13 protein-coding genes are annotated in these 13,603 nt (G+C 38.3%); all 13 read left to right on the top strand.

Translation table 11 applies throughout. The features are described 5' to 3' along the window. The first annotated feature begins 2 nt into the window (after positions 1-2). From ACTCIM_RS01885 to ACTCIM_RS01825, 13 genes are read left to right on the top strand one after another with little or no spacing between them, the layout of a single operon-like run. A complete protein-coding gene (locus ACTCIM_RS01885) occupies positions 3-602 on the top strand; it encodes an indolepyruvate oxidoreductase subunit beta (RefSeq protein ID WP_464279985.1) in 600 nt (199 codons plus the stop codon). Next, positions 590-2,104 (top strand): sigma 54-interacting transcriptional regulator, encoded by a 1,515-nt coding sequence (locus ACTCIM_RS01880; RefSeq protein ID WP_029969014.1) that lies wholly within the window; start codon positions 590-592, stop codon positions 2,102-2,104. The genes ACTCIM_RS01885 and ACTCIM_RS01880 overlap by 13 nt, the downstream gene beginning before the upstream one ends. Then, a complete protein-coding gene (locus tag ACTCIM_RS01875; protein WP_472313531.1) occupies positions 2,104-2,934 on the top strand; it encodes an NAD(+)/NADH kinase in 831 nt (276 codons plus the stop codon). The genes ACTCIM_RS01880 and ACTCIM_RS01875 overlap by 1 nt, the downstream gene beginning before the upstream one ends. Continuing rightward, on the top strand, positions 2,931-4,685 hold the full coding sequence (locus ACTCIM_RS01870; protein ID WP_472313529.1) for an ARMT1-like domain-containing protein: 1,755 nt from the start codon (positions 2,931-2,933) through the stop codon (positions 4,683-4,685). The genes ACTCIM_RS01875 and ACTCIM_RS01870 overlap by 4 nt, the downstream gene beginning before the upstream one ends. Positions 4,686-4,687: 2 nt before the next feature. Then, complete coding sequence (gene mltA, locus ACTCIM_RS01865) at positions 4,688-5,839, top strand: murein transglycosylase A (RefSeq protein WP_472313527.1); 1,152 nt, start codon at positions 4,688-4,690, stop codon at positions 5,837-5,839. Next, positions 5,832-6,455 (top strand): DUF4254 domain-containing protein, encoded by a 624-nt coding sequence (locus ACTCIM_RS01860; protein WP_472313524.1) that lies wholly within the window; start codon positions 5,832-5,834, stop codon positions 6,453-6,455. Before mltA ends, ACTCIM_RS01860 begins: the two co-directional genes overlap by 8 nt. A 9-nt stretch (positions 6,456-6,464) precedes the next feature. Further along, complete coding sequence (gatB, locus tag ACTCIM_RS01855) at positions 6,465-7,892, top strand: Asp-tRNA(Asn)/Glu-tRNA(Gln) amidotransferase subunit GatB (RefSeq protein WP_472313523.1); 1,428 nt, start codon at positions 6,465-6,467, stop codon at positions 7,890-7,892. A 4-nt stretch (positions 7,893-7,896) separates the two neighbouring features. Continuing rightward, positions 7,897-8,925, top strand: coding sequence for an S-methyl-5-thioribose-1-phosphate isomerase (gene mtnA / locus ACTCIM_RS01850; RefSeq protein WP_472313520.1), 1,029 nt, complete (start codon positions 7,897-7,899; stop codon positions 8,923-8,925). Between the two features lie 13 nt (positions 8,926-8,938). Continuing rightward, positions 8,939-9,736 carry a sulfide-dependent adenosine diphosphate thiazole synthase gene (locus ACTCIM_RS01845; protein WP_029966379.1) on the top strand — a complete coding sequence of 266 codons (798 nt, stop codon included), beginning with the start codon at positions 8,939-8,941 and terminating at the stop codon, positions 9,734-9,736. A gap of 7 nt (positions 9,737-9,743) precedes the next feature. Beyond that, positions 9,744-11,051: a ribosome biogenesis GTPase Der gene (gene der, locus ACTCIM_RS01840; protein WP_472313517.1), complete on the top strand. Its 1,308-nt coding sequence runs from the start codon at positions 9,744-9,746 to the stop codon at positions 11,049-11,051. A 20-nt stretch (positions 11,052-11,071) separates the two neighbouring features. Then, positions 11,072-11,992 carry a branched-chain amino acid transaminase gene (locus ACTCIM_RS01835; protein WP_472313514.1) on the top strand — a complete coding sequence of 307 codons (921 nt, stop codon included), beginning with the start codon at positions 11,072-11,074 and terminating at the stop codon, positions 11,990-11,992. Further along, the gene (gene dnaX, locus ACTCIM_RS01830) at positions 11,992-13,302 is read left to right on the top strand and encodes a DNA polymerase III subunit gamma/tau (protein WP_472313511.1); all 1,311 of its coding nucleotides are present in this window, start codon (positions 11,992-11,994) and stop codon (positions 13,300-13,302) included. Before ACTCIM_RS01835 ends, dnaX begins: the two co-directional genes overlap by 1 nt. Then, the gene (locus ACTCIM_RS01825; protein ID WP_029966369.1) at positions 13,299-13,601 is read left to right on the top strand and encodes a YbaB/EbfC family nucleoid-associated protein; all 303 of its coding nucleotides are present in this window, start codon (positions 13,299-13,301) and stop codon (positions 13,599-13,601) included. Before dnaX ends, ACTCIM_RS01825 begins: the two co-directional genes overlap by 4 nt. The last annotated feature ends 2 nt before the right edge of the window (positions 13,602-13,603 follow it).

Raw genomic sequence — 13,603 nt, 5'->3', positions numbered from 1 at the left:
TTATGGCTTTAGCTAGGATATTTTTTGCAGGTGTGGGTGGTCAGGGCACTTTGACCGTGACCAATCTGTTGGCTCAACTGGCTTTAGATAAAGGTATAGAAGTAACTGCTGGAGAAATTCATGGTATGGCTCAAAGAGGTGGAGTGGTACATACCTTTGTACTTCTGGGCGGTTATAAAAGTCCTAAGATAGAAAAGGGAGAGGCTGATTTTTTACTGGGTTTTGAACCCCTGGAAACCTTAAGGGCCCTTCCTTACTTAAAGGCCAAAGAGGGAGTGGTTATTTCCAGTAAAAATCCCCTTTATCCCATTGGAGTGGCTTTAGGCAGGGAAAATTATCCTTCTTTGTCTGAGATAGAGGAAAAGTCCTTAGCTTGTGCTAAAAAGTCCTATTTTTTTGATGTATTAGAAGGAGCCAAAAAAATAGGAGTCCCTCAAACTGCCAATACCATTTTGCTGGCAGCTTTTCTGGCTTTGGGTTGCCTGGAGATAGGAATAGAGGACTTGATAGAGGGCATTAAGAAATATCTGAAACCTAAAATAGTAGATGTTAATTTAAAGGCTGTACAAATAGGAGTTGAGCTTAGCCAATGCACTACTTAAGGATTTTACGGGAGGCTATTTTTGACCTTTCGTTTTCCAAGCCGTTAAAAGAAGGTCTGACTCAGCTTTTAGCTGAAGTGCGTCGCAAAATGGGCTATAGGCATATGTCCTTAGCCATTTTTGACCCCATTTCCCAGGTGATAGAATTTGCTATCTATTCTGGTTATTCCAAGGTGCCGCAAAAAAGCTATTCTTTGGGAGAGGGAATTATTGGTAAAGCGGTTAAAGAAAAAAAGCCCATTATTGTCCCTATTATGGAAGAAGAGCCTCTGTTTTTAAATTTAGCCTTTAATAGAGACCAAAGAGAGCTCAGGCAACTGGCCTTTATTGCTGTGCCAGTACAGCTTATTAATAAAGATGGAATTGCGGAAGTCTTTGGAGTACTTACTTGTGATTTAGCCAGAAGAAGTCAGGTGGACCTAGAAGAGCAATGTGAATTTTTGCAACTTTTAGCGGTAGTTATTGCCAGACACACTTCTTACTTACAGGATGAATTGGCCAAGAAACATTTTTTACCAGATATGGGGCCCAATCCAGAAAAAAGGTTTTCCCCAGGAAAAATGGTTTTTTATTCCAAGTCCATGTCCCAAATTATGACCCAAATTTCTCAAGTTGCTCCCTCCAAAGCTACGGTTTTACTGAGAGGAGAATCTGGCACAGGTAAGGAATTACTCGCTGAAGCTATTCACAACTTAAGTGAAGTTCGAGATGGGCCTTTGGTTAAGTTGAATTGCGCAGCCTTACCCTCTGAACTCATTGAATCTGAACTCTTTGGACATGAAAAGGGAGCTTTTACTGGAGCCTATCAGAGTAAAAAAGGTAAGTTTGAACTGGCTAATAAGGGTACTTTATTTTTAGATGAAATTGGAGAATTAAGCCTGGAAGCTCAGGCCAAATTACTAAGGGTAATTCAGGAAGGAGAGATTCAAAGGGTTGGAGGGGAAAAAGATATTAAAGTGGATGTGCGCATTATTTGTGCTACCCATCAGCCTTTAGAAGAGTTAATTAAGGAAGGTAAATTTAGAGAGGACTTGTATTTTCGTATCAATGTATTTCCCATTTTTATTCCTCCTCTAAGAGAAAGAAGAGAAGATATTTTACCTTTAGCTGAGAATTTTTTAGAACACTATGCTCGAGAGTATAATAAAAAGATTAAAAGAATATCGACTCCAGCTATAGATTTGTTAGTACAATATCATTGGCCAGGTAATGTTAGGGAGCTGAAAAATTGCATAGAAAGAGCTGTTTTAGTATGTAATGAGGAAGTTATAAGGACATATCATTTACCTCCTACATTGCAGACTGCAGAAAGTTCAGCTACAGACAATCAACTCCCTTTTGCTGAAGCAGTTGCTGAGTTTGAACAGGAAATTATAATTGAAGCTTTAAAAAAAGCTAAAGGAAATATGTTGCAAGCTGCTAGAGATTTAAAAGCCAGTTATAGGGTTATTAATTATAAGGTAAAGAAATACAACATAAATCCTAAAAAGTTTGTCCGTTAATGAATTATAAATTTAAAAATGTTCTTATAGCTATTAAATATGCGGATGAGTTGTCCTTGCGGGTGGCTAAGGAAATTCAGAGCTATTTAGCTACCTTAAGCGTAAAGGCTGAAATTCTCTCAAATCAAGTAAAAGGAACCTCTTTACCCGATAAGATAAAAGACAAAGATCTGATTATAGTGGCTGGTGGAGATGGAACTATTTTGAGTGTAGCCAGAAAGCTGGGCTTTCCTAAGATACCTTTTGTGGGCATCAATCTGGGTAGAGTAGGGTTTATGACTGAAATTGAACTGGAAGAATGGCAGGAAGGTTTATTGGCTGTTTTAAGGGGAGAGTATGTTTTAAGTACTAGGTTGGGCTTTGAATATGAACTGGTGGAAAGAAGGGAAAAGGGATGGGCTTTAAATGATCTGGTTTTACATAGAAGTGGGCTTGCGAGATTATTGGAAATAGAAGTGAGTTTTGCCGGGAATTTTTTTCGAGTCCGCGCTGATGGGGTAATATTTTCCACACCTACTGGAGCTACTGCTTATAATATTTCTGCGGGTGGTCCTGTGCTTCATCCTGATATTCCTGCCTTTAGTCTTACCTGGATTTGTCCTTTTTTAAATAAAGCCTATCCTTTGGTTTTACCTGCGCAAAGTGAACTAGAAGTGAGGATAGTATCTTCAGAAGCCCTGGCCATGCTTACTGTTGATGGGCAAAGGGGGATTGAATTTAGCTCTGAGGATACTTTAAGGGTAAGGAGTAAAGAAGGGTTATTTGCTTTACTTCAGAAGAGTAAAGAGAGCTATCTTGGTAAACTTAAAGAAAAAGGGTTTTATTTATGAAAGAAATTCCAGCTATAAATTCTCTGAAAGATCTCTACTATGGCAAAGATCCTGTCCTGGATGCCTGGATTTTAAATTTTATGACTGAAAATGATATAGATCCTTTAGCTAATCCAGAAGAGAATGCCTCTTATGAGCAACTACGTTTTATGGTGGATTTAGATGAGGACCAGGTTTTTGCTCCCTGTACTGATTGGTTGTTGTTGAATTTGCTTAAAGGCGAGTTAAGTAAAGATTTAAAAAAAGAATATTTAACTACCTGGAAGAGACTGGTTTTGCTTTTAAACTCATTACCCTTAGAAGATTATCTACGGAAAAAATTGGTCAATCTCTGGCGTTATAAATTTAGACATGCCTATAAGAACTTGATTTTAATTCCCTCTAGATTGACCAAGCGCTTGATAACAATTTTACTTTCTCAATGTGTTGTCCACGATCCCTATGAAGTAAGGAAACAATGGTTTAACCAGCAGGTTTATAACTATATTCACTCGGCTGAATTTGAAAACCTGGTCAATGTTTGTCCTCAAAGTAGTTTTCCCTGTACCAGCCTAAAGGACTTACGCTGGCAGCTAGATATGTTTGAGCTTTCTCAACTCTTTTCCCTCTCTCTACAGGAGGAGTTGTGGAATGGAGAAAAGGAGAAAAAACAAAATTTGACTTTTTATCAGCAGGAGTTCTCTAATTTTGAACAGGCTTTACTTCAAAATATGGGGCCAAAGCGAGATCTAGGCCTAAAAATACTCTATTTGCCAGATAGTGCTGGAGCTTTTGTCTTTGACTTATTGGTTGTCAAATTATTACTTAGATTAGGTCATAAAGTTGTTTTGGCTTTAAAAGATGGATTTTATTTTGATTATCCTACTATCTGGGATATAGATTCTGATATGATTTTGCAAAAAATGTTGAAAAATGCTTATTTTATTACTAATAAAAGAATATCTAAAAAAGAACTTTTGCAAAAAATGAAAGAGCATGACTTGGTAGTTATATCTGATGGAACTAGAGAAAGATTAAATTTGTGTAGAACAAGCGTGACCTTCTCTAGAGCCTGGAAGGAAAGTGATTTAATCATTGCTAAAGGATATGGTAATTATAGAAGACTATGTCTTACTTCTCATGTTTTTACTAGGGATATAGTTGTCTTTTATAGAGATAAAGTAGGAAATCATCGCTGTATATTTAAAGCCAAAAGTCCAAAAGTGCGTAAAATAACTGAAAGTGAAATTATAGCCAAAGCTGAACAAATTAAAAGTGAGATGAAGAAAGCCAAGGCTCAGGGTAAAAAGGTGATGTTTTACAGTGCTATTGTGGGTAGTATACCTGGCCAGACCAAGACAGCGATTAAAATTTTAAATACATTCGTTAATTATTTGCGTAATAAATTGGATAGTATTTATATCATCAATCCTGCAGAACATTTTATTCCAGGAATGGATGGTGATGATTTGATGTATATGTGGGAGATGGTGCAGCGAAGTGGGCTTATAGATATCTGGCGTTTTCAGACTGTGGAAGACATAGAAAAGAGTTTTGAGCTTTTGGGAGAAAAGGTGCCTCCAGTTTGGGCTGGCAAAGATGCTACCTTTTCCACAGGTTGCACCAAGGAAATGCAGATAGCTTTGGATGTACAGAAGAAAAATCCAGAAATGCAAATAATAGGGCCTGCTCCTGACAAGTTCTTTAGAAGAAAAGAATATGGAGTGGGTAAATATTTTGATGCCAGTTTGGTAAAATTGGTCAATTCCTAATTATGCGTGCTATTTATTATTTGTTGGGAATATTTTTTTTTCTTTTTTCCTGTGCTCCTAAGGTAGAACTGGGTTGGCAAAAACTTTCTCCTTCAGAAATAGAAAAATTAGCTACTAAATTACAAAGTGAAAGTTTATCTTTTACTCCAGCTATAAAAGTGGCCTTAGAGCGTCAGGAAGCTTTTTTAAAAAATAAAGAGCCAGAAGCAGTAGCTTTAAATTTAGAACAACTAAAAGTTACCTATCAAGACTTACTCAATACTGTTGTTACCTTAAAGGAAAACCTGGAGCTTATTGAAGACAACCCTGAATATTTAGCAAAACTCTTTGATATTTATCTGCTTTCCAGCAATACCTTGCTTACTGGCTATTATGAACCATGGCTTGAAGCGAGTTATGAAAAAAAAGGAGAGTATTTCTATCCCATTTATGGACTTCCTGCTGATTTAAAGGTTTTGAATTTAGAGCTGTTTCATCCTCGTTTTAAAGGAGAAACAATCTATTATCGAATTGAAGGAAATGAGGTATTACCTTATTATTCCAGGAAAGAAATAGATAAGGGGGCCTTGGCAGGAAAAGGATTAGAAATAGCCTGGGTTAAGGATAAGATAAAGTTATTCTTTTTACACATTCAAGGGTCAGGGCGGCTTATTTTTCCAGATGGAAAGGTAAAGCATGTGCTTTATGCAGGTAAAAATGGATTACAATATGTTTCTATTGGCAGGTTGTTAGTGGAAAAAGGTCTGTTAAAAAAAGATGAAGTGAGCATGCAAAGTATTTATAGAGTATTAAAGGATAATCCCTTGCTCGTAGATGAAGTATTGCAGGCCAATCCCAGCTATGTCTTTTTTAAACTGGCTGAGGAAGGCCCTTTTGGTTGTATAAACCAGCCGTTGACTCCCTGGGTGAGTGTAGCTAGTGATAATAGCTTCGTACCCTGGGGTGGCGTCCTTCTGGTAGAAGGAGTTTTGCCTGGATTAGTGGGCGATAAGTTTTTTACGTCTCTTTTGGCTGTGCAGGATACAGGGGGAGCAATTAAAGGAGAGCACTTGGATCTTTTTTGTGGTTCAGGCTGGGAAGCTGAGTTTGTTGCTGGACGATTACAACATAGAGCCAGGGTGTACTTGTTGTTGAGGAAAGGAGAAAATGACTAGAGAAGAATTTAAGGAAATTTTAACTCAAGCCATATCCAGACAAGAAGAATATACTTCTAAATGGCATGAAAAGGATATTGAACTTGATTTAAGCAGAAATGAAGAAGGTTTAGATTTTTTAGAAATAGTTTTAACTGAGCATGCCTGTAATTTTAAATTATGGCATGTGGAAGATAGGGCTAGAAGAAAGGATGTAGATGATAGTGTTATAGCTAATTGTAAACGAGAAATAGATAAATTAAATCAGCTTAGAAATGATTGGATGGAAAAGATTGATTTATGGATTGTCAACAATATTGTTCCCTATTTACCTGAAGTTAAAGAGAAAAAATATAACACAGAGACTATTGGGTCTATAATGGATAGACTTTCTATCTTGAGTTTAAAAATATATCATATGCAAGAACAAACCTTAAGAGATGATGTTGGATTGGAACATATAGAAACTTGTAAGCATAAACTTTCTGTATTAAAAGAACAGCATTTTGACCTTAAAAAATCTTTAATAGAGCTTGTAGAAGATTATTTTTCAGGTTTAAAAGTGCCTAAGGTGTATTTTCAATTTAAAATGTATAATGATCCAAATTTAAATCCAGAGCTTTATAGTGCTAAATAGGGGGAATAAATGGAATTTGAGAGTGTTATTGGCTTAGAAGTACATGCTCAGCTAAAGACCAGGAGCAAAATTTTTTGTTCCTGCTCCACTTCTTTTGGCCAGGAACCCAATAAGAATACCTGTCCTGTATGTACCGGGATGCCTGGGGTATTGCCAGTTTTAAATAAAAAAGTGGTAGAATATGCAGTAAAAATGGGTTTGGCTGTCAACTGTAAGATAAATAATTACTCTATTTTTGCCCGCAAAAATTACTTTTATCCTGATTTGCCCAAGGGATATCAGATTTCTCAATATGAACTACCCATTGCTGAAAAGGGCTATCTTGTGATTCAGACCCAAAAGGGAGAAAAAAAGATAGGTATTACTAGGATTCATATGGAAGAGGATGCGGGAAAGTCTATCCATGGAAGTGGGGATGGTCTTAGTTTTGTGGATTTAAATAGAACTGGAGTTCCCTTGCTGGAAATAGTTTCTGAGCCTGATTTGCGCTCTCCAGAAGAGGCAGTCGCCTATTTAAAGGCTTTGCGTTCCATTTTGCTTTATTTGGAAATCTGTGATGGCAATATGGAAGAAGGTAGTTTTAGATGCGATGCCAATATTTCCATCAGACCCAGGGGAGAGTCCAGGTTTGGCACCAGAACAGAAATAAAAAATATGAATTCCTTTAGGCACGTGCAAAAGGCCTTGGAATACGAAATTGAAAGGCAAATAGATTTAGTCTTAGATGGTAAAGAGGTAGTTCAGGAAACCAGGCTCTATGACCCGCAAAAGAACATTACCAAATCCATGCGCAGCAAGGAAGAAGCCCATGACTATCGCTACTTTCCTGACCCAGATTTGGTTCCTCTGGACCTGGAGGACAGCTGGATAGAAGAAATAAGAGCTTCTCTGCCTGAACTTCCTCATGTGCGTTATAAACGCTTTTTAGCTGAATACGGTTTAAGTGAAGATGAGGCTTTGACCTTGACCAGTGAGAAAGAACTGGCTGATTTTTTTGAACAAAGTATTGCTTTGGGGGTGGAGCCTAAAAAGGCCTGTAATTGGATTTTATCAGAGGTTTTAAGGCTTTTAAATGAGAAAAAGATTGGCCTTTCTCAATCCAGGTTTACTCCAGAGTTATTTTCTAAGTTGCTGGGATTAATTGAGAAAGGCGTTATTAGTGGTAAGATTGCCAAAAACATCTTTGAACCAGTGTTTATGGAAGGTCTTGACCCTGAAAAATATGTAAAAGAAAAAGGCCTGATACAAATTTCTGATACTGGTGAACTGGAAGGTATTGTAGAGGATATCCTGGCTAAATTCCCTCAAGAAGTGGAGCGTTTTCAACAGGGAGAAAAAAAGCTTCTGGGCTTTTTTGTAGGCCAGGTAATGCGTGCTACTCAAGGAAAGGCCAATCCACAACTGGTGAATTCTCTTTTATTGAAAAAAATGGGGTAAAAAGATGGAGCATATTTTTTTTAAGCCAGAAGAACCTGTTTTGCGTTTATTAGATCAGCGCTATTTACCCGAGCGAGAAGAGTGGTTTGAAGCCAGGAACCTGGAAGATATCATTTATAGTTTACAGGAAATGGTGGTTAGGGGTGCTCCAGCTATAGGGATTACTGCGGCCTATGGCTGCTGCCTTTTGTTAAAGGAAGTAGAGGCTTATGCAGATTGGCAGGAAAAACTACTTAAGGGATTAAATCTATTAAAAGCTGCTAGACCCACAGCTGTAAATTTGGCCTGGGCTGTGGATTTTATGTCTAAGAAATGGGAAGAGAAAAAAGAACTTTCTGCTTCAGAGCTTTATGGCCTTTGGGTCCAAGAAGCCCTGGCCCTTCACCGCTTGGATATAGAGATTAACCGAAAAATGGGTTCCTGGGGCGCCAAATTATTGGAAGATGGAGATGTGGTAATGACCCATTGTAATGCTGGAAGCCTGGCTACCGGAGGTTTTGGTACAGCCCTGGGCGTGATTCGGGCTGCCATTGAAGCAGGAAAAAAAATAACCGTAATTGCCAATGAAACCAGACCCTTTTTACAGGGAGCAAGACTTACTGCCTATGAGCTACAAAAGGACAATATTGAGGTCATTGTGGCCTGTGATAATGCCTGTGGTTTTTTGATGCAGCAGGGAAAGGTAAGTAAAGTCATTGTAGGTGCAGATAGAATTACCAGTAAGGGAGATGTGGCCAATAAAATTGGCACCTATAGCGTGGCTGTTTTGGCTCAAAAACACAACATCCCCTTTTATGTTGCAGCACCTTTGTACACCATAGATCCTTATACGGTAAAAGGAGAAGACATTCCCATAGAGGAACGAAAGCAAGAAGAAGTAACCCATATCCAAGGTAAGAGAATAATTCCTGCAGGAGTAAAGGTCTTTAACTACGCCTTTGACGTTACTCCTGCTGAACTGGTCTCAGGTATAATTACTGAAGAAGGTGTGTTTTCCTATCCTTATGATTTTAGTTTTTTGAAAAATAGATAAAAAGGAGAAGAGGATGAGTTTAGACGAAAAGATTATTTCTGAAGCTATCATTAGTAAATATTTTGAAGATTTTAAGCGTTGCCTTAATCTGGATGTGGCCATTGTGGGTGGTGGTCCTTCTGGGCTTACTGCAGCTTATCATCTGGCCAAAGAGGGCTTTAATGTCGCTCTTTTTGAACGCAAACTCTCCATTGGCGGTGGCATGTGGGGAGGTGGAATGACCTTTAATTATATTGTGGTACAAGAGCAAGGAAAGCAGATTTTAGAAGAAATGGATATTATCTGTGAAGAATATAAGCCTGGTTATTATGTGGTGGATGCTGTACTGGCTACTACTACTTTAGCTTCCAAGGCCTGTAAGGCTGGAGCTAAAATATTTAATTGTATGAGTGTGGAAGATGTGGTGATTAGAGAAGAGGGTAAGGTAAAAAGGGTGGCTGGCCTGGTGGTAAATTACAGCCCAGTGGAAATAGCCGGTCTACATGTAGATCCCTTGGTTTTGGAAACCAAATTCGTTATAGAAGCCACTGGCCATGATACAGAGGTTTTGAAGACTTTGGTGCGTAAAAATGATATTAAACTTTTTACTCCTTCTGGTGGTATTGAAGGAGAAAAGTCCATGTGGGCTGAAGTGGCTGAAGAAAATACCTTAAAAAATACCAGAGAGGCTTTTCCTGGTATTTATGTCTGTGGAATGGCAGCTAATGCCTGCTTTGGTTCCTATAGAATGGGTCCTATTTTTGGCGGAATGTTGCTTTCAGGAGTTAAGGTAGCTGAGGAAATTAGTACACGTTTAAAAGAGGGAAAATAGGAAAAGTATGCTACCTTTAGTTGTAATTTTAGGGCGTCCCAATGTGGGCAAGTCCACTTTGTTTAATCGGCTTATCAGGGAAAACAAGGCCCTAACTCACGACCGGCCAGGAGTGACCAGAGATAATATCTACGGAGAAGTGAAACATGAGCAGGGTGTGTTTTCCCTGGTAGATACAGGTGGTCTTATTCTGGAAGGGGAAGAAGAACTGGAAAAAGAGGTTCTGGCTCAAGCTGAAGATGCCCTGGAAGAAGCAGACCTGGTGCTTTTTGTGGTGGATGGAAAAGATGGTCTGACCCCAGCAGATAAGGAAGTTGCTAACTTGTTAAGGCAAAGTGGCAAAAATACTCTGCTAGTAGTAAATAAGGTGGATGGATTAGAGCAGGAAGGTGTATTATTGGCTGACTTTTATGGCCTTGGCTTTCCTTTGATAGCTGTTTCTGCTGCGCATAGGTATAATGTTTCTAATTTATTAGAAGAGATTATCCAAAGGTTACCTTTTTTAGGTGAGAGTGAAGAGAAAAAAGAAGAAGAAGGCTTGAAGTTATGCGTGTTGGGTCGTCCTAATGTGGGAAAATCCTCTTTGATTAATTATTTTGTGGGAAGAAAAAAACAAATCGTTAGTTCTATTCCCGGTACTACTAGAGATTGTGTTGACATAAAAATAGAAAAAGATGAGCAGATATATATCTTTGTAGATACTCCAGGAATAAGAAGGCGAACTAGTATCGAGGATAAGCTTGAGCGCTTTAGTGTCTTAAAAGCTCTAAAAACAATTAAAAAAGCAAATGTTGTTTTGCTATTAATAGATGCTTTAGAAGGTGTTTGTCATCAGGACAAAAAGCTTATTTCCTTTTTAGAAAGGGAAAGCATACCCTTTATAGTAGTAGTAAATAAAATAGATTTATTAGAGGAGTATGAGCTTAAGCAAAGAAAAGAAGAGATAGCTTATGAGCTCCGTTTTTGTAACTATGTGCCAGTAATATATACTTCTAATGTTACTAAAGCTGGCTTGGGTGGGCTTTTACCTTTAGTGCATAAACTCTGGTCTAAATGTGGAACCCGTATTCCCACTTCTCACTTAAACAAGTTGTTAAGGGAAGTGCACAGGCATCAGCCGCCTCTGGGAAAAGGAAGAAGGCTTAAATTTTATTATGTAACCCAGACTGGGACTAATCCTCCAGAGTTTGTCTTTTTTGTGAATGAACCTAAGGAAATAAAACCCAGTTATAAAAGGTTTCTGGAAAATAGATTGAGAAAATTATTTAATTTGGAAATGGTGCCTTTAAAGATTTATTTTAGGGCTAGGAGTTAATTTAAATAAATGGAGGCTTTATGATAAGCGCAGAAAAGATCTGGTTTGATGGGAAGTTAATTCCCTTTGCTGATGCCAAGGTGCATGTTTTAACCCATACCTTGCACTATGGAGTTGGGGTATTTGAAGGGATCAGGTGTTATAAGTGCGTGGATGGAAGTTCAGCTGTATTTAGGTTGGAAGAACATGTGGAAAGACTGTTTAATTCTGCTAAAGCTGTGGAGATGAAAATACCCTTTTCTCCTAAGGAGGTAGAAGAGGCTATTATTGAAACCCTAAAAGCCAATAAACTGGAAGAAGGTTATATTCGTCCTTTGGCCTTTATTGGTCAGGGTGGTATGGGAGTGTTTCCTGGGAAAAATCCTGTCCATTTAATCATTGCTGTGTGGCCCTGGGGAGCTTACCTGGGAGAAGAGGCCTTACAAAAGGGAATTAGAGTTAAAACCTCTTCTTTTACCAGGCATCATGTAAATATTATGATGACCAAGGCCAAAGTGTGTGGTAATTATGTCAATTCTGTGTTGGCCAAACAAGAAGCCATAGCTGATGGTTATGATGAGGCTTTAATGCTGGATCCTGAAGGGTATGTGGCTGAAGCTACCGGGGAAAATATTTTTATCGTAAAACACAGCAAAATAAAAACTCCTCCTTTGGATTCTATTTTACCTGGTATTACCAGAGATTCTTTAATTACTCTGGCCAAAGACATGGGGTATGAAGTGATAGAGCAGCGTTTTACCAGAGATGAGCTGTATGCTGCTGATGAAGCCTTTTTCTGTGGAACTGCGGCAGAAGTTACTCCTATTCGGGAAGTGGATAGGAGGCAGATTGGACAGGGGCAAGCTGGACCTATCTCTTTGTTATTGCAAGCTGAATATTTTAAGATTGTTAAGGGAGACAATTTAAAATACGCTGGTTGGCTGACCAAATTTGAAATCTAATGGCTGAACAACTAACTGCTAAATATCGTCCCCAGTGCTTTGCTGAGGTTGTTGGACAAGACCCTATAAAAAAAGCGCTTTCAAGGGCTGCTCAAGAAGATAGAGTAGCCCCAGTTTATCTTTTTAGTGGCACCAGGGGAGTGGGTAAAACCACCTTGGCCAGAATTTTAGCCAAGGTGGTTAATTGCACCAAGGCACCTACACCTGAACCCTGTAATAAGTGTCCGAGTTGTATGGCCATTACCAAAGGTACTTCTCCTGATGTTTTGGAGATAGATGGAGCTTCTCATACTGGAGTAGACCATGTGCGCAAGTTAAGGGAAGATGTTTTTTTACCGCCCTTAAACTCTCGCTATAAAGTAATTATCATTGATGAAGCTCATATGCTTTCTAATTCTGCCTTTAATGCCTTATTAAAGACCCTGGAAGAGCCACCTAAACACTGTATTTTTATTTTTGCTACTACAGAAGTGGAAAAATTTCCCATCACTATTGTTAGCAGATGCCAGCATTATACCTTTAAGTCTCTTACCCAAAGAGAAATTGAAGAGCATTTAAAAAAAGTTTTAAAAAAAGAACAAATAGAGTTTGAACCAGAAGCTGTAGAACTTATTGCTAAAAAGGGAAATGGTTCTATTCGTGATGCCATGTCTCTTTTGGGGCAGGTGTTGGTTTTTTCTGAAAAGATTCTTCAAGCCAAGGAGGTAAGACTTCTCTTAGGCCTGGCTGGAGAAGAATTTTTTGAGCAGATATTTAAAAGTATTTTTAACAGTGATTTAGAAAGGTTGCATAATATAAGTGAAGAAATTAGAGAAAGTGGCCTGGACCTTTCCTTTTTTTTAAAAGAGTTTATTAATTACTGGCGTAATTTATTTCTTCTTTCTCAGTTAGGTAAAAAAGCTAGTTCTCTTGTTCCATGGAAGGGAGACTCTCTGGAGTTCTGGTTAAAAGTAGCCCAGGCTTTTGGAGAAAGCAGGATACATTTAAGCTGGCAGATGGTTTTAGAGGAGGCAAAAAGTATTTTAAAAGGGACAGATCCCATTCTTGCTTTAGAGCTGGTACTTTTTAATTTGGCTTATTTGCCCAAACTTGTACCTGTTAGGGAAGAAAACTTATCCTTAGAGGTTGAAGCAGAAAAAAAAAATGAAATAAATAATAGAACTATAGATAGACAAATAGAGAATAGAGAAAATAATACAGAAAAAAATTTTCGAGAAAAGGTAAAGTCTCATCCCTTGGTCCACAAAATTTTAGAAGAATTTGATGCTAGAATAGTGGAAATAAGAAAATTAAATGGAGGAAGTAAATGAACGATTTAATACGTCAAGCTCAGATGTTACAGAAAAAAATGCTTCAAATGCAGGAAGAACTAAAGAATAAGGTGGTAGAGGCTTCAGCTGGCGGAGGTATGGTCCAGGTAAAGGTAAGTGGAGGGCAGGAAGTTTTAGAAATTAAAATTGATCCTACAGTAGTAGATCCCAATGATGTGCAGATGCTGGAAGATTTAGTCCTGGCAGCGGTTAATGATGGTTTGAAAAAGGCCAAGGAAATGGTTCAGAGTGAAATGTCCCAGCTTACTGGGGGACTGAATATCCCGGGATTGTTTTAGCA

The organism is Desulfonauticus sp. (assembly GCF_055126295.1).
Note: the sequence above shows the minus strand (reverse complement) of the source record. Positions and strands in the feature narration are given on the sequence as shown.